Below are 17,109 nucleotides of genomic sequence, written 5' to 3' on the forward strand. Positions count from 1 at the left end.
ATCCGCGCCCAGCTGGATATCGGGTGCGCGACCGAGCGCATCGGAAATGATTTCCTCATCGGTCGGGGGGGCAGCGGGTGCATCATCCTCTCCTCATGCAGGCGCCATCTGCACATCCAGATTCTTCAACCCGTTGATGAAGTTGGACCGGAATCGGCGTGGCGCCGCCATTACCTTGAACCCGCCGACGCGCTCCGCCAATAGACTGAAAGCCACCCTCAGCTGCATTTCGGCAAGGCGCGATCCCACGCATACATGCTGGCCGGTGCCGAACCCCAGATGCTGGATATTGCCCCGACTGATGTCGAACCGGCCGGGATCGGGAAAGACGCTCTCGTCGCGATTGGCGGCGATATACCACAACACGACCTTGTCACCCTTGGCGATCGCCTGCCCGCCGATCTGCGTGTCTGCCGTCGCCGTCCGCCGCATGTGCATGACGGGGCTGGCATAGCGCACCATTTCGCGCACGCCATTCTTCAGCAGCGACGGATCAGCGCGGACCATATCCCACTGATCGGGATTGGCGGCAAAGGCGGCGACGCTGTGACTTAGCGAATTGCGCGTCGTCTCGTTCGCGCCGACCAGCGCCAGGATGAGGTTGCCGACAAACTCCTGGAACGTCACTGGTTGGCCATTGACCTCCATGGTCGCCAGCAAGGTCGCCAGATCCTGCCCTGGTGTCGCCCGCCGTTCCTCGTACAGGCTCTGCGCAAAGCCCATGAACTCACCCAATATCGCCGCCATCGCTTGCGGAGACTGACGGAAATCGGGATCATCCTCGCCGACAAAGGCGTTGGTCCAGTCGTACAGCTTCACCCACATATCCGGCGACAGATCGAGCAGTTCGCACAAGGTCAGCAGCGGCAACGGCGCCGACAGCAACGGCACCAGATCGACCGTCTCGCCCAACGGAATCTTCTCGATCAGCGACAGGCAGCGTTCCCGGATGCGTTCCTCGATCCCCGCCAACCGCCCCGGCGACAGGGCCGGCATGATGAACTTGCGATATTGGGTATGGACCGGTGGATCGACCGAGATGAAGGGGATGCCGATCGCCGCCTCGCCCGCGCCGGTCAGGCCGACCTCATTCTCGTTGAAGATACGGTGGCCGCCATTGTCATAGGCCGACGAGAAGAGGCCCGGATTGCGCGACACCTCCACAATATCGGCATAGCGGGTGAGCGCCCAGAACCCCGCCCCGTCGGTTTCCGGGTTCCAGTAGACGGGCTGTTCCGCCCGGAGCCGCGCGAACAGGTCGTGCGGCGCCCGGTCGAAATAGAGGTTCGGGTCTTTGAGGTCCGGGGCGAAGGTCGTCGCGGTCATGGGCGCTCCCCCCACGGTCAGAAGCTGAACCGGCCGGTCACGCCGAAGGTACGTGGCATGGCCGGGACGAGGAAATTATAGGGGAACCCCGCGCCGCGCAGGTCCAACCCATAGCTGTAGGTCTTGCGGTTGAAGGCGTTGTTGATCCAGCCGCGCAGCTGGAACGGTCCATGCGCCCAGGCCAGTGTGGCATTGACCTTGGCATAGCCCTTCTGCTGCAATTCCGCATTATCCTGCGCCGTGCCCACCGCGTCGATGCCGTTGAAGGGCGAGAAATATTGACGGCTGAAATAATTGACCACCGGCGAGAAGATCAAGCTGTCGCTGCCTGTGTCGAAGATCGTCCAGTCGACCCCGGCCGTCCCCGTCCAGCGCGGCGCGAATGGCAGATCGTTGCCCGACAGGTCAGTGTCCTGCAACGTCAGATCCTTGTAGGTGGCATGGAGATAACCGCCCGACAGGTTGATGACGAGGCCATTGAACGGGCGCAGGCTGGCCTCCACCTCGCCGCCATAGACTTCCGACTTGGGCGCATTGACCAGGAAGGACACCGGGCCGGGCCGCGTATCCTGCACCTGCTGGTTGCTATAGTCATAATAGAAGCCGGCCGCCGACAGGGTCAGCTTGTTGTCGAGGAAGCGGCCCTTGACGCCAACTTCATAGGCATTGACCCGTTCGGGATCGATATAGGTGATGCCGACCGACGAAGTATAACCGCCGCCATTGAACGCGCCCGACCGATAGCCACGGCTGTAGCTGGCATAGACCAGCGTACCGCCATCGAAGGTATAGCTGAGTGCCGCACGCCCGGTCAGCGCCTTGTTGCTGCCGTCAATCGCGTAGCGCGCTGCGGGATCATAGGCGCAGGTGCCCGCCACGCCGGCGCAGGGCACGGTGCTGGCGATCGGCGTGCCCGCGCTGCCGAACGGACCGGCGAACAGATAGGCATAGCCGTCGCCATATTGCGCCTTGTCCCAAGTATAGCGCGCGCCCAAAGTCAGCACCAGCTTGTCGGTCAGGTCATAATCGCCCTGAAGAAAGGCAGCGTAAGAGCGCCGCGTCTGGCGATAATGCTGGAAGAAGCCGCCGTCCACGCCCGGCCCCAGGGCGCTGCCGATGTTGAAGCGATTGTCGGTGATCGTACGATCCCAGCCATAGAAGGCGCCGCCAACCAGCTTCAACTTGTCGCCCTCATAATTCAGGCGCGCTTCCTCGCTGAATTGGCGGAAATTGGAGCGCCAGTTGATGTTGAGCACGTTAAGTGGCGATCCGTCCGCCGCCTGCCGCAAATCCTGCTTGCCGCCGTCATAGGATGTAATCGACGTCAGGGTGACTGTAGGGCTCAGTTCCAGCGCGACATTAGCGGCCACGCCCCAGGCATCGGTACGGTTTTCACCCACGCCATTTTCATTGATGTCGAAAAAGCCCTGCCCCGGTGTGCTGGGGCCGGTGAGGCCATGAATGGCGGCCTGCGCTCCGCGATCGCGCCCGGCATAGGCGCGGATCTTGATGTCGAGCGGACCATTGCCCGGCTTCACGCGCAGATAAACGCGGCCCTGCGCCGTATCGACGCTGTTGGAATCCCGGCCGCCCGGCGCGACATTGTGCAGCATGCCGTCGCCCTTTTCATAATTGCCGGCGACGCGGATGCCCAGTTCATCCTCGACCATCGTGGTTTCGATCGCGGCCTGCGCCTTGAACGTGTTGAAATTGCCATAGCCGAGTTCGGCATAGCCATTGGTGCCGGACAGCTTGGGCGCGCGGGTGATGAAATTGATCGCGCCGCCGGTCGTATTGCGCCCGAACAGTGTCCCCTGCGGCCCGCGCAGCACTTCCACCCGGTCAAGATCGAAAAGGCCCATGCCGTGACTGGTGCGCGCGGCGATGTAGACATCGTCGATATAGACGCCGACGGGTGAGGCCTGATTGCTGTTATATTCATTGGCGACGCTGATGCCGCGCAATGAGAAATTGGGCTGGGTGCTGCCATAGGGGCTGCTGACCTGCAGATTGGGCACCGCCGTCGCCAGCGCAGCGGAATTGGAAATCCCCTTGTTCTGGAGCGTTTCGCCACCCAGCGCTGAGATGGCGAGCGGTACGGCCAGCATCGATTGCGACCGGCGCTGCGCGGTGACGATGATATCGCCGGTGTCCGTCGCCGACTGGGGCAAGCCTGCGGCCTCCTGCGCCAGCGCGGCCTGCGACACGCCGCTGCACAGCAGGATCGCCAAAGCCTTGCCCGTGATGCACTTCATTATAGCCTCTCCTCCATCTTTCCCCCTGTTGGCGGGGGATGCGATTATGATGAGGCAGACCTAGCCGAGCCGACGCGGGAAGGCTTTACCCAGAGTTGACGCCAAATTTGGCATTTCTTGCGCTTGCCTTGAGCTGGCGCCCAAACTGGGCCTCTGTGGCGATCAAGCAGAAGAAGCGAGAGATGACGGCCCCGGCCGATCCTCCCCCGCACATATCCCGCTGCATGATTTTTGGAGAGGCGACCCATGCACCCCAGGCCATTCGCGATCAGCGATCCGGACCGACCGGCCATCATCCTGCCGGCCACCGGCCAGACCATCAGCTATGGCGCCATGGAAAGCGCAGCCAATCGCGGCGCGCATCTGCTGCGCGCGCTCGGCTGCGTGCGTGGCGATGTGATTGCTCTGTTGATGGACAATGAAGCGGCGATCTTCGAGCTGGGCTGGGCAGCGCAGCGCGTCGGCCTCTATCTCACCAGCGTATCGACCAAATTGTCGGCCACCGACATCGCTTATATTCTGCGTGATTCGGGCGCTCGCATCCTGGTGGCGTCCGACCGTCTCGCCCCGTTGGCGCAAGCAGCGCTGGCGGAATGCGACAGCGTACAGGCTTATCTTGTCGACGATGCCATCGGCCCGCTGAAAAGCTGGCGCGCCAGCGTCGCCCGCTATCCCGAGAGCCCGGTCCCCGACGAGCGCGCCGGCACGGACATGCTCTATTCGTCCGGCACCACAGGCCGCCCCAAGGGCATCAAGCCCGACCTGCCCGATGGGCCGCTAGATGCGCAAACCGCGCTGGAAGCCATGGGGACCGGCCTTTACGCCATGGGAGAAGACAGCATCTATCTGTCCACCTCCCCGCTCTACCATGCCGCGCCGCTGCGCTGGGCGATGACCATCCATCGGCTCGGCGGGACGGTAATAGTGATGGATCGGTTCGACGCGGAAGCCTCGCTCGGTCTGATCGAGCGTTATCGCGTCACCCACGCAACCTGGGTGCCGACCCATTTCGTCCGCCTGCTGAAACTGCCGGCAGTTATCCGGGACCGCTACGACCATAGTTCCCTGCGCGCTGTCATCCACGCCGCCGCGCCTTGTCCGGTGCCGGTCAAGCAGGCCATGATCGACTGGTGGGGGCCGATCGTCCACGAATATTATTCCGGCACCGAATGTTGCGGCATCACCGCCTTGTCCTCCCCCGAATGGCTGGCCCGCCCCGGCTCGGTGGGCAAGGCGGTGCTGGGTACGGTCAGGATAGTCGACGCGCAGGGACAGGAGGTAACAGCGGGCGTTACCGGCGACGTCTTCTTTGCGGACGGCCCTGCCTTCGTCTATCATAACGATCCGGAAAAGACCGCCTCGGTCCATAATGACAGGGGCTGGGCGACATTGGGAGACGTCGGCCATGTGGATGAAGACGGCTATCTCTTCCTCACGGACAGGCGCAGCTTCATGATCATATCGGGCGGCGTGAACATCTATCCCCAGGAAATCGAAAATTGCCTGATAACCCATTCCAAGGTTGCCGATGCTGCGGTCATCGGCGTACCCGACGAGGAAATGGGGGAAAGCGTACTGGCGATCGTGCAACCGATCAGGGGCGTGGAAGGCAGCACATCGCTCAGTGAGGAATTGACCCGGTTTGTGCGCGCGGCACTCGGCGGGGTGAAGACGCCGCGCGCCATCGACTATCGTGCCGAACTGCCACGAGAACCCACCGGCAAGCTGATGAAGCGCAGGCTGATCGACGAATATCGCGCCCTGTCGCCCGCCGCCGGGCACTGACCAGCACCATGGACAGGCTGATCTTCGACAGCGAACATGCGATGTTCCGCGACACCGTCCGTCACTTCATGCTGACCAATGTGGCGCCCCATGCCGCGCGATGGCGCGAAAACAACATGGTCGATCGGGATATTTATCGGCAGGCGGGCGATGCCGGACTGCTCTGCCTGTGGGCTGAAGCCGATGTCGGCGGCGCCGGGATAGCCGACCTGCGCTTCGACCAGATCATTATCGAGGAGAATGTCCGCCACGGCGAAACCGGCTTCTATATCCACCTGCACAGCAATCTCGTCGCACCCTATATCGACCGGCTCGGATCGCCCATGCTGCGCCGACGGCTGATGCCCGGCATCGTGGCGGGCAGCACCATATTGGCCATCGCCATGACCGAACCGGGCGGCGGCAGCGATTTGCGCGCAGTCCAGACACGGGCCGTCAGGGATGGCGAGGGATGGCGCCTGTCCGGCACCAAAACCTATATCTCCAACGGGATAGTGAGCGACGCGATCGTGGTCGTGGCGCGATGCCGGGATGTGCCGGGCGAACCGATCGGGCTATTTCTTGTCGAACGGGGCATGGCCGGCCTGTCGCGCGGCCGCCCGCTCCGGAAAATGGGGCTGGCAGCGCAGGACACGGCCGAAATCATGCTGGACGATGTGCATGTCCCAGCGGACAATCTGCTGGGCGATCCCGCTGCCGGCTTTGGCAACCTCATGCGCTTTCTCGCCACCGAACGGCTGATCGCCGCCATCGCCAGCATTGCCGCCGCGCAGACCGCGCTCGACCTGACGCTCGACTATGTCCGGCAACGCCATGCCTTCGGTCAGGCGATCGGCCAGTTCCAGCACAATCGCTTCCGCCTTGCCGACCTGCGTGCCCGGATCGATGCGGTGCAGGTCATGGTCGATCAACTGGTACTGCGCGCCAATGCGGGGATGCTGGAAGCCTCCGACGCCGCCGCCGCGAAGCTCATGGCCAGCGAGGTGGAGGGGCAGATGGTCGATCTGGGCGTCCAGTTGCACGGCGGCGCCGGCTATATGGACGAATATCGGATCAGCCGCCTTTATACCGATGCCCGGATCAGCCGGATCTTCGCAGGCAGCAACGAAATCATGCTGGAAATCATAGCGCGCGGGATGGATCTGGACGGCCGACCCTGACGCTCCTCGCGCCCATATTCGAAGCGCAAGAAATGCAAAATCTGATGCCGTTTTTCAGCAATGCCTTGGACGGGCCATTCTTGTATGACAATCTGATGCAACGACCGCAAAAAGGCGGCATGGAGAGTGATATGATGAGGTCGGTGAGGATCGCAGGAGAAAGTCGGAAAAGCCCGCGCCTGTCAGCCTGCCCCGAGCAGGACACTCGTTGCACATCTATGCGCAATGCAGACAAGGTCACGCTATGATGGCCACCGGACAGACATCGACCCGCGACCGGAAATGGCATGGCGAAGCGATCATCGCCGATACGCTCAAGCGCGGTCCGGAAGTGAAGCTGGAATCCTCCGACGGCCGCTGGCGTTTCAGCCGCTGGCGCCAGTTCGTCGGCAGCTATGCCCTGCCCGCTTTGCCCGATCCGCTCTTCGTGGTGCAACTGGCCGGCAAGACCAATGTGCGCACCTGGGATCGTGACGGCTGGAGCGAAACCAGTTCCTTCCCCGGCGCCGCAACCATCGTGCCGGCGACGATGGCGACCAGATGGCTGGTGGACGGCGAACTCGACGTCGTGACCCTGAGTGTCGATGCCGACGATCTCCGCTCGGCATCCGTGCTGGACCAGTTTTCCCGCATGCGCTTCGCCTTCAATGATCCGCTCGGCGCAGCGCTCGCCCGGCAGATACTGGCCGAACTCTATACCCCCTCGGATGGCCCCCGCGACCTCTATGTCTCGGCCCTGATCGACGCGCTCAAGGCGCATATGCTGCGTGGCCCAGTGAAGGCGGCGGCGCAGGAATTTCCGACATCCGCTTTCTCCGCCTATCGCATCCACCATATTATGAACGCGATCCGCGAAAGGCCCGAAGCGGATCATGGGCTGGAAGAAATGGCCGCGCAGATCGGGATCACGCCCTCGCACCTCTGCCGCGTGTTCAAGAAGGCGACCGGCGTCAGCCCGCACCAATATGTATTGAAAACCCGGTTGGAACGGGCGCAAGACATGCTCGGCCAGTCTGATGCATCAATGAACTATATCGCCGAATTTCTCGGCTTCGCCAGCCAGAGCAGCTTCAACCGCGCCTTTCGCAACATGACGGGCGAAACCCCGTCCAGCTACCGCAAGCGCCGGCTGGACGGGTAAAACTACCGCTGCGTCATACGACCAGCACGATCTTCCCGAAATGCTCGCCCGCGTCCATCCGCGCATGGGCCTTGGCCGCATCGGTCAACGCGAACTTCTGGTCCATCGCCGGGCGAAGCTTCCCCTCGCCCACGAACGACCAGACCGTCCGCATCAGTTCATCCGCCACAAGGCTCTTGAAGCCCACCGACCGCGCCCGCAACGTCGATCCGGTCAGCGTCAGCCGCTTCTGCATGATCGCTGGTATGAAGACTTCCGCCTTTGCTCCGCCCAGCACCGCGATCGACACATGGCGGCCATCTTCCGCCAGGCAGTTGAGGTTGCGCGGCACATAATCGCCGCCGACCATGTCCAGCACGGCCTGAACGCCCTGCCCACCGGTGATCCGCTTCACTTCCTCGACATAATCCTGCGTCTTGTAGTTGATCGCATGATCGGCGCCCCAATCCTTCGCCTGCGCGCATTTCTCGTCCGACCCACAGGTCACTATGACCGTCACATCAAACAGGTTGCACAACCGGATCGCCATCGTGCCGATACCGCTGGTCCCGCCATGGACCAGCACCGTGTCGCCCGCGACCACATAGGCGCGCTCGAACAAATTGGTCCAAACGGTAAAGAGCGTCTCCGGCAAAGCCGCTGCCTCGGCCAGATCATAACCGCCCGGCACCGGCAGGCATTGCCCCGCGGGCGCTACCGCATATTCGGCATAACCGCCACCCGCCAGCAACGCGCAGACCTTCTGACCGACCAGCGCGTCCGCACCGCTGCCAGCTGCGACGATCGTGCCCGCCACTTCCAGCCCCGGAATGTCACTGGCGCCCGGCGGCGGCGGATATTTGCCCTGCCGTTGCAACACGTCCGGCCGATTCACGCCCGCGGCTGCAATCTTGATGAGCACCTCACCCTCGCCCGGCACCGGTACCGGCCGCCGCTCGGGCACCAAAGCCTCCGGCCCGCCCGGCGTCGGAATCGCGATCGCCGTCATCTCGCCCGGCACTGCGCCCAAATCCGCCATATCGCTGCCCCCAGCCATTAACCATGTTGCACCGCATCAAAAATTACCGTGCGGAACTCGTGCCCTTATTGACAGAGTGGCCAACTGGGTCAACATTGGCGTCATGGACTTGGATGACGATCTGCCGAACAAGGGCGACGATCCGCTGACCCGCCTGGTAAAACAGGATCTGGGCCCCTTGTCCGTATCCGAACTGGAAGCGCGCATCACCGCCCTCGAAGCGGAAATAAAGCGCACCAGATCGACAATGGAAAGCGCCGTTAACCATAAGGCAAGTGCCGAGGCGCTATTCAGACGATGAACCGTTGCCACGCCCCCTGCGCCTTGAAAGGCTCCGTTGGGCTACGGCAGTCAGGCAATTCCGCTGGTCGGGGCCATGGCCTTGATCCCGCGTCGAGCAATGCCGACATAGGGTTCAACACCGCCCCTGTTTCGGGCCAGGAGTAGAACAGACATGCCTTCATTCGCACCCGCTCTTGAAACCACCTTGCACAATGCGCTGACGCATGCGTCGGAGCGCAAGCATGAATATGCTACGTTGGAGCACCTCCTTCTGGCACTGATTGATGACGAACATGCGTCAAAGGTCATGCAGGCGTGCGGCGTGGAACTGGGCGAACTGGGCGACGCTGTCACCCATTATCTCGATACCGAACTCGACAGCCTGAAGGTCGAAGGGGCATCGGACCCCTCCCCCACCAGCGGTTTCCAGCGCGTCGTCCAGCGCGCCATCCTTCACGTCCAGTCGTCCGGCAAGGATGAGGTGACGGGCGCCAACGTCCTCGTCGCGCTTTTTTCCGAACGCGAATCCTATGCCGTCTACTTCCTGCAACAGCAGGATATGAGCCGTCTCGATGCCGTCAGCTTCATCAGCCACGGCGTCGGCAAGGGCACGCCCACGCCCGAGCGTCAGGAGACAAAGGGCGCTTCCGAGGAGGAAAAGAAGGTGCAGGACGGCAAGGCCAAGAAGGACAGCGCCCTCGAACAGTTCACCGTGAACCTCAATGAGAAAGCCGGCCGGGGCAAGGTCGATCCGCTGATCGGCCGCAGCGCTGAGGTGGACCGGACGATCCAGATTCTCTGCCGCCGCTCCAAGAACAACCCGCTCTATGTGGGCGATCCGGGCGTCGGCAAGACCGCGATCGCGGAGGGCCTCGCGCGCAAGATCGTCGAGGGCGAAGTGCCCGACGTCTTGAAGGAAGCGGTTATCTACTCGCTCGACATGGGCGCGCTGCTGGCCGGCACCCGTTATCGCGGCGATTTCGAGGAGCGGCTAAAGGCAGTCGTTACCGAACTGGAAAAGATGCCGCACGCGGTCCTCTTCATCGATGAAATCCACACCGTCATTGGCGCTGGCGCCACCAGCGGCGGCGCGATGGATGCCTCGAACCTGCTGAAGCCCGCTTTGTCGGGCGGTACGATCCGCTGCATCGGCTCGACCACCTATAAGGAGTTCCGCAATCACTTCGAAAAGGACCGCGCGCTGCTGCGCCGGTTCCAGAAGATCGACGTGAACGAACCCACGATCGAGGATACTATCAAGATCCTGACAGGCCTGCGCACCGCGTTCGAGGAACATCATCACGTCAAATATACGCCTGACGCGATCAAGGCGGCGGTAGAACTGTCGGCGCGCTACATCAACGACCGCAAGCTGCCGGACAAGGCGATCGACGTGATCGACGAAGTCGGCGCGATGCAGATGCTGGTCGTGCCGAGCAAGCGCAAGAAGACGATCACGCCCAAGGAGATCGAGCAGGTCATCGCGACCATGGCCCGCATCCCGCCCAAGACGGTATCGTCCGACGACAAGAGCGTGCTGGAATCGCTGACCACGGACCTGAAGCGCGTCGTCTTCGGCCAGGACAAGGCGATCGAAGTGCTGTCGTCGGCGATCAAGCTGTCGCGTGCGGGCCTGCGCGATCCCGACAAGCCGATCGGCAACTATCTCTTCTCCGGTCCCACCGGCGTCGGCAAGACGGAGGTGGCGCGCCAGCTCGCAACCCTACTCGGTATCCCGCTGCAGCGGTTCGACATGTCGGAATATATGGAACGCCATTCGGTCAGCCGCTTGATTGGCGCCCCTCCGGGCTATGTCGGCTATGACCAGGGCGGCCTGCTGACCGACGCGGTCGACCAGAATCCGCACAGCGTCCTGCTGCTGGACGAGATCGAGAAGGCGCATCCCGACCTGTTCAACATATTGTTGCAGGTGATGGACAATGGCCGCCTGACCGATCATCACGGCAAGACCGTCGATTTCCGTAACACCATCCTCATCATGACCACCAATGCCGGTGCGTCGGACATGGCGAAGGAATCGATCGGTTTCGGCGAATTGACGCGTGAAGATGTGCAGGAAGACGCGGTGAAGAAACTCTTCACCCCCGAATTCCGCAACCGCCTCGATGCGATCGTGCCGTTCGGCTATCTGCCGCCGGAAATCGTCGCCCGCGTCATCGACAAGTTCGTGCTGCAACTTGAACTGCAACTGGCAGACCGCGACGTCCACATCACGCTGGACGAAGAGGCGAAGGCATGGCTCACGAAGAAGGGCTATGACAAGCTCTACGGCGCGCGCCCGATGGGCCGCCTGATGCAGGAAAAGATCAAGCAGCCGCTGGCCGAGGAACTGCTGTTCGGCAAGCTGGTCCATGGCGGCGAAGTCCATGTCCATATGAAGGAAGATGCCGACGGCATGGAAGCGCTCGCGTTCCAGATCACCCCCGCAGCTCCCAAAAAGGGCAAGAAGGGCGGCAAGGCCAAGACGACCGAAGACACGAAGTAAGAGTTTTCTACAGGCAAACGAAAAAGGCGGCTCTAAAGGCCGCCTTTTTTGTTTTTAATTCATTTTTATGACCGTTAAGGACGGCATTCTACCAGCCTATTCCTCAGCTCCGTTCGCCCTGAGCCTGTCGAAGGGCTTTGCTCCTTCTTCAAAAATACGAGGATTTAAAGAGAGGGGCTTCGACAAGCTCAGCCCGAACGGATGTACGGCGCCCTCTATCGGGCACTAACTGCGCGTCTCAATCACATGCAAAATAACATACTCGCCTGTTATCTCTTGCTGGCATGTCCACGTCCGTTCTACACCAGATACGGGTTCAGGTTGCATTCGCATAAGATTGCCGAACGCCGGTTTGAGGTTAGGAAAGGCCTCTGCAATTGGTTTAAGCAGAAACCCCGTATAGTTGCTTTGCCTATGTTGAGACACTTTGGTCGTGCCTTTGCATGACATGACGTAGGTGTATAGGGGCACCGCGTTATTCTTTCGAGCCGCGCCTTATCCCTGTAATCTAACCTGTGAATGACTGCAATTAAGGGCAGCAACGCTGGGCCCCGACAGAAAAAATGGTCGCATACGACAACAGTTCCACCTTGCCCGCGCAGCTTGCCCATGACACCTCGTTCGTCATGCCACAGCACCCTGAATCGATCATTCTCCTCCACGGCTTCGGCGGCCATCCGCTCCAGACCGCGCTCCTTGCCCGCCGCATGCGCACTGCCGGCTACATCGTCGCCAATATCGGCTATCCCAGCTGGCGCTGGCCGCTCGACCGGTTGCTGGCTCACCTCCACCAGCGTATCACCACCAGCCCCGCCTACGCCGCGCAGCATATTCATTGCGTCGGTCACTCCATGGGCGGCCTGTTGCTGCGCGCCTATCTCGCCCGCCACCGCCCCGCCCATCTCGGCCGCGTCGTCATGCTCGGCACGCCCAATAGCGGCAGCGAACTGGCCGATCTCTGCTATCGCCTGCGCCTCAACCGCCCGATCCTGAACCATGCCGGCGCCCTGCTTCGCACGAACCGCGACACGATCACAGAGGCGCTTTTCGGCACCGTCGACTACCCCCTCGGCATCATCGCCGGTGATCGCCCGATGATCGGCGCGCTGCCCAACTTCGTCTTCCCCGCCCCCAATGACGGAAAGGTCAGCGTCGCTGCGACCCACCTGCCCGGCCAGAGCGACCACCTCACCCTGCCTATCGCCCATACCGCCATGATCTACAGCCACCCGGTCGCCGATCAAGTCGCCCACTTCCTGCACGAAGGCCGCTTCAAGCGCCCCTGAATCTCTGCTACAAGCCCGCATCCAGAAAAAAGGTCGCATCTCTTCCGTAACGATCAAGGAATAGATGTTGTGCGCAAAATTCTGACGTCTCGCCCCGCTCGCGGTGCGCTTCTTCTCGCATCCCTCGCCTTTCTCGCCGCCCCCGGCACCAGCCAGCAGGCATCCGGCCCCATCGCCCGCTACACGATCGACGCCGGCACCATGTCCGGCATGGCTGCCATGGCGGGTGGCGGCGGCGGCATGGGCGCGGCCATGAGCATGATGATGGGCGGCGGCAACAAGCCGATGCACGAACTTGTCCTGCGCCTCGGCTCCACCCGTGCGCCGGCCAGCGGCGCCCCGGCGGCCGAACATTTCATGCCTACCGGCGCCGGCCTTGGCACCTCCGTCCCGCTCGTCACCCCCCGCACGGTCCCCAGCGAGGACCAGCCCATGCCCGGCGAACGGCCCAAGGGCCGGCTGCTCATTTATTGGGGCTGCGGCGCCACCGTTGGCGCAGGCCAGCCGGTCGTCATCAACTTCGCCAAGGTCGCCAAGGGCCAGATTCCGCCCGGCCTCTACATGACCGGCGCTTCCATCCCACAGGAATGGCAGGTCCGCGTCACCAACAGCAAGACCTATGGCGACTGGCCCAACGGCCAGACCCGCAAGACCATCTCCGCCAACAGCTCCCTGCTCGGGGACCATCGCATCGCCGGCAATTACAGCCCGGACATCGCCTTCAACCTGAAACAGGATTTCATGCCCGCCATCACAGGCTCCGCCCGGCAGATCGCCGGCGGCGCCACCATTCTGAGCTGGAACAGCCTGCCCCAGGCGACCGGCTATTATGCCTGGACCTTCGGCGCGCAGGAAAATGGCGACATGGTCTGGTGGGCCTCTTCCGCGACACAGGCGTTCGGCGGCCCGGTCTGGGACTGGATGTCGCCCGCCGCCGTGCAGAAGATGATCGCGCAGAAAATCGTCATGCCGCCCAGCCAGACCAGTTGCACCGTCCCCGCCGCCGTCACTCAGGCGGGCGGAGAGATGCTGATGGGCAGCCTCTATGCCTATGGCCCGGAAGCGAACTTCGCCTATCCGCCGCGTCCGGCCGATCCGAAAATCGCCTGGAAACCCGAATGGATCGCCCGCGTCCGCTATCGCGCCAACACGATGTGGATGCTGAACGGCCCCGATATGGGTAGCATGATGAGCGACGCGAGTGACGATCAGGATGACGCCCCTGCTCAACAGCAACAGCCTAAGAAAAAGAAGAAATGCAGTGGCGGCCTCGGCGGTATGCTGGGCAGCGCCATGGGCGTGGGCTGCTGACGAAATAGCCAAAGGCCCGTTCGGGCTGAGCCTGTAGAAGCCCCCGTCTGTCTTCCGGGACAGGCGCAGGTCTTCGACGGGCATGTGACGAGGCCGGCGCCATGGCCCAAAACAGGCTGGCGCCGCGCCCATGCTTGCGCCACCCTCGCGCCATCCCGATTCAGGAGAGATTCCGATGCCCTCTGACCTCATCTTCTACACCAACCCGATGTCGCGCGGGCAGATCGTCCGCTGGATGCTGGAGGAAGTCGGCGCGCCCTATGAGACGGTGATCCTGGCCTATGGCGACGACGGCATGAAGGCCGCCGACTATCGCGCCATCAACCCGATGGGCAAGGTGCCGGCGATCATCCACAACGGCCGCACCGTCACCGAATGCGCCGCCATCTGCGTCTATCTGGCGGACGCCTTCCCAGACGCCAGCCTCGCCCCGCCGCCAGCAGACCGCCATGCCTATTATCGCTGGCTCTTCTTCGCCGCCGGCCCGGTCGAGGCTGCCGTGACCAACAAGGCGATGGGCTTCACCCTGCCCGAAGGCCGCGAGCGAACCGCCGGCTATGGCAGTTTCGAAGACACCGTCGCGGCACTGGAAACCGCCGTAGCGGGGAATGCCTGGATTTGCGGCGATCAGTTCACCGCCGCCGACGTCTATGTCGGCTCGCAGATCGACTGGGGTTTGAGCTTCAAGTCCATCCCGTCCAGCCCCACGCTTGAGGCCTATGCCGCCCGCCTGCGCGAACGCCCCGCCTATAAACGCCAGAAAGAGATAGACGGCGCGCTCATCGCAGAAATGCAAAAACAAGGCTGAGCTTCACACCCCCTCCCTTTTAAGGGAGCGGGCAAAGGGTGGGTAGCGAGCGAAGCGAGCACAAAAGAAAAGGCCCGGCGGATCGCTCCACCGGGCCTTCTCCATATCAAGCTCGCAAAGCGATCAGCGGCGATCGCCGAACAGCCGCAGCAGGAAGAGGAACATGTTGATGAAGTCGAGATAGAGGTTCAGCGCCCCCATCACCACCGACTTGCCCATCATGTCCGTGCCCGCGACATGGGCATAGATGCTCTTGATCTTCTGCGTGTCATAGGCGGTCAGACCCGCGAACAGCAGGACGCCTACGCCGCTGATGACCAGGCTCATCGCGTTCGACTTCATGAAGATGTTGATCAGGCTCGCCACGAACAGGCCGACCACGCCCATGATGAGGAAGGTGCCGAAGCCCGACAGATCCTTCTTCGTGGTATAGCCCCAAAGGCTCAGGCCCGCGAAGGCGGCGGCCGTCGCGAAGAAGGTCTGCGCGATCGACGTGCCGGTATAAGCGAGGAAGATGTAGGAAAGCGACACGCCCATCACCGCCGCATAGGCCCAGTAAAGCGCCTGCGCCGCGCCGGTCGAAAGGCGATTGATACCGAAGCTCAAAACCATGACGAAGGCCAGCGGCGCAAACATCACGATATATTTCAGGATGCCGGGACCGACGAACACGTTGTAGGCCATGCCGCTGTTTGCAAACAGCAGCGCCACGATGCCGGTCAGCAGCACGCCGCTCGCCATATAATTATAGACGGACAGCATATATTTGCGCAGGCCGGTGTCGAACGCCTCGCCCCGCGCCGCCGTCGCGCCGCCAAAGCCCGCCATGCCGGCAGGGCTGTCGGAACGGGGATCGGACCAGTTGGCCATGAAAATCTTCTCCTTTGTCGGCATCAATGCCGCTACCCCTCATTATCGGCCCAACCGCCCCCGACTTCAAGCCAAACCCGCATGCGTGAATGCTTCGTCATTGTCCGGACAGCATATGTCATGCTTGCAACGGCGCTGCTTGCCTGAGTCTGGTGGTTAGCGAAACGAGCATATTTTGAATCGGGTATTACATAAGGGGCGCAAAATATACTTCAACACGGCGATTTTGTCTTTCAGTCGCATCGTCCTTCCGCGCGAGGCGCGGACGGCGAGAGCCGAAAGATTGCACGGTAATTGATCGATGCGGCATTCCATGCGCTTCAAGATAGGTGCGAACCATATCCAACCGTTCCGATGCTAACTGACTATCTTCCTGAGTATCTGTGTGCCCCTCCAGTATCGCCCGAGACGAGCCGCAACTGCCAATCGCTTGGCTCATATCGCGAAGCACATCTTGTGCATTTCTATCTGCATATGCTGCATTCGAGTCAAAAAAGACGATCCACGGTCCCGGCGTGCATGTCAAAGCCGATGCTGGCGTGGACGAAAACAGAGCCGCTGTCGCGACGAGCAGAATCGTCCTAGTCATCACGAAATCTTATGTCGCCTGGGCCGGACGTCAACTTCCACTTCTGATCGGTGACGGCCACATTCTCCCACCAAAATCCCACAAGCAATCGTCACAAACGCCCCTATATAGCCCCCATGCACCGCCTGTTCGTCGCCATCCGCCCGCCCGCCGACCAGCGCGCGCATCTTCTCTCCCTGATGATGGGGGTGGAGGGCGCCCGCTGGCAGGATGATGCGCAACTTCACCTCACCCTGCGCTTCATCGGCGAGGTCGACCGGCATCAGGCGAACGACATTGCCGACGCCCTGTCCGCCATCCGCTTCGCGCCGTTCGACATCCAACTGTCCGGCATCGGCAGCTTCGATCGCAAAGGCGTGGTCGATACGCTCTGGGCCGGCGTCCAGCCCCGCGATGCGCTCGAACGGTTGCATAAAAAGGCCGACCGCGCCTGCATCGCGACCGGCCTCCCGCCCGAAAGCCGCGCCTATCTGCCCCATATCACCCTCGCCCGTTTCGGCCGCACCGGCGCCTTAATCGCCCCCTTCCTCGCCCGCCATGCCGCACTCACCGGTCCAGCCTTCCGCGTCGATGGCTTCACCCTCTTCGAAAGCCGCATCGGCCATGGCGGCGCCAGCTATCAGCCGGTGGAGGAATATCCGGCGAACCCCTAGTTGGTTAGCCCCTTCCTTTGATGATGCGTTATTCAACCAGGAACGAAAGGGTACGCCATGGGCCAGATTTTTCACGAGAGCGCCAGCGGGACATAGGTGACCCGTGGGACCCCGCCGGA

14 protein-coding genes are annotated in these 17,109 nt (G+C 62.1%); 9 read left to right on the forward strand and 5 right to left on the reverse strand.

What is annotated here, in order from left to right; all coding sequences use genetic code 11:
• Positions 1 to 93: 93 nt before the first annotated feature.
• Both ACNHGR_RS06890 and ACNHGR_RS06895 read right to left on the reverse strand, forming a co-directional pair.
• Positions 94 to 1,326, reverse strand: coding sequence for a cytochrome P450 (locus ACNHGR_RS06890; protein ID WP_475284942.1), 1,233 nt, complete (start codon positions 1,324 to 1,326; stop codon positions 94 to 96).
• A 17-nt stretch (positions 1,327 to 1,343) separates the two neighbouring features.
• Complete coding sequence (locus ACNHGR_RS06895; protein ID WP_475284944.1) at positions 1,344 to 3,581, reverse strand: TonB-dependent receptor; 2,238 nt, start codon at positions 3,579 to 3,581, stop codon at positions 1,344 to 1,346.
• Positions 3,582 to 3,827: 246 nt separating this feature from the next.
• Between ACNHGR_RS06895 and ACNHGR_RS06900 the strand changes: the two genes are divergently transcribed.
• From ACNHGR_RS06900 to ACNHGR_RS06910, 3 genes are all read left to right on the forward strand, one after another.
• Positions 3,828 to 5,366, forward strand: a complete 1,539-nt coding sequence (locus ACNHGR_RS06900) for an acyl-CoA synthetase (protein WP_475284946.1) — start codon at positions 3,828 to 3,830, stop codon at positions 5,364 to 5,366.
• An 8-nt stretch (positions 5,367 to 5,374) separates the two neighbouring features.
• A complete protein-coding gene (locus tag ACNHGR_RS06905) occupies positions 5,375 to 6,526 on the forward strand; it encodes an acyl-CoA dehydrogenase family protein (protein WP_475284948.1) in 1,152 nt (383 codons plus the stop codon).
• Between the two features lie 244 nt (positions 6,527 to 6,770).
• A complete protein-coding gene (locus ACNHGR_RS06910) occupies positions 6,771 to 7,667 on the forward strand; it encodes a helix-turn-helix domain-containing protein (RefSeq protein WP_475284950.1) in 897 nt (298 codons plus the stop codon).
• Positions 7,668 to 7,680: 13 nt separating this feature from the next.
• On the opposite strand, the gene ACNHGR_RS06915 is transcribed toward ACNHGR_RS06910, so the two are convergent.
• Positions 7,681 to 8,685 carry an NAD(P)H-quinone oxidoreductase gene (locus tag ACNHGR_RS06915; RefSeq protein WP_475284952.1) on the reverse strand — a complete coding sequence of 335 codons (1,005 nt, stop codon included), beginning with the start codon at positions 8,683 to 8,685 and terminating at the stop codon, positions 7,681 to 7,683.
• 103 nt (positions 8,686 to 8,788) lie between these two features.
• Here ACNHGR_RS06915 and ACNHGR_RS06920 point away from each other — a divergent pair, with 103 nt between their 5' ends.
• The 5 genes from ACNHGR_RS06920 to ACNHGR_RS06940 all read left to right on the forward strand — a co-directional run bounded on the left by ACNHGR_RS06920 (position 8,789) and on the right by ACNHGR_RS06940 (position 14,878).
• The gene (locus tag ACNHGR_RS06920; RefSeq protein ID WP_475288348.1) at positions 8,789 to 8,986 is read left to right on the forward strand and encodes a DUF1192 domain-containing protein; all 198 of its coding nucleotides are present in this window, start codon (positions 8,789 to 8,791) and stop codon (positions 8,984 to 8,986) included.
• Positions 8,987 to 9,139: 153 nt separating this feature from the next.
• Entirely contained in the window at positions 9,140 to 11,473 is a 2,334-nt protein-coding gene (clpA, locus tag ACNHGR_RS06925; RefSeq protein WP_475284954.1) for an ATP-dependent Clp protease ATP-binding subunit ClpA, read from the forward strand.
• Between the two features lie 563 nt (positions 11,474 to 12,036).
• Positions 12,037 to 12,759 carry an esterase/lipase family protein gene (locus tag ACNHGR_RS06930; protein WP_475284956.1) on the forward strand — a complete coding sequence of 241 codons (723 nt, stop codon included), beginning with the start codon at positions 12,037 to 12,039 and terminating at the stop codon, positions 12,757 to 12,759.
• 69 nt (positions 12,760 to 12,828) lie between these two features.
• Positions 12,829 to 14,070 carry a hypothetical protein gene (locus tag ACNHGR_RS06935; RefSeq protein ID WP_475284958.1) on the forward strand — a complete coding sequence of 414 codons (1,242 nt, stop codon included), beginning with the start codon at positions 12,829 to 12,831 and terminating at the stop codon, positions 14,068 to 14,070.
• A 175-nt stretch (positions 14,071 to 14,245) separates the two neighbouring features.
• On the forward strand, positions 14,246 to 14,878 hold the full coding sequence (locus tag ACNHGR_RS06940) for a glutathione S-transferase family protein (RefSeq protein ID WP_475284960.1): 633 nt from the start codon (positions 14,246 to 14,248) through the stop codon (positions 14,876 to 14,878).
• 123 nt (positions 14,879 to 15,001) lie between these two features.
• Here the strand turns inward: ACNHGR_RS06940 and ACNHGR_RS06945 are convergent, their stop codons facing one another.
• Both ACNHGR_RS06945 and ACNHGR_RS06950 read right to left on the reverse strand, forming a co-directional pair.
• Positions 15,002 to 15,748, reverse strand: coding sequence for a Bax inhibitor-1/YccA family protein (locus ACNHGR_RS06945; protein WP_475284962.1), 747 nt, complete (start codon positions 15,746 to 15,748; stop codon positions 15,002 to 15,004).
• A 187-nt stretch (positions 15,749 to 15,935) separates the two neighbouring features.
• Entirely contained in the window at positions 15,936 to 16,337 is a 402-nt protein-coding gene (locus tag ACNHGR_RS06950) for an OmpA family protein (protein WP_475284964.1), read from the reverse strand.
• Positions 16,338 to 16,453: 116 nt separating this feature from the next.
• Here ACNHGR_RS06950 and thpR point away from each other — a divergent pair, with 116 nt between their 5' ends.
• Entirely contained in the window at positions 16,454 to 16,990 is a 537-nt protein-coding gene (thpR, locus tag ACNHGR_RS06955; RefSeq protein ID WP_475284965.1) for an RNA 2',3'-cyclic phosphodiesterase, read from the forward strand.
• The last annotated feature ends 119 nt before the right edge of the window (positions 16,991 to 17,109 follow it).

The sequence above is a fragment of the Sphingobium sp. RS1 genome, assembly GCF_056156825.1.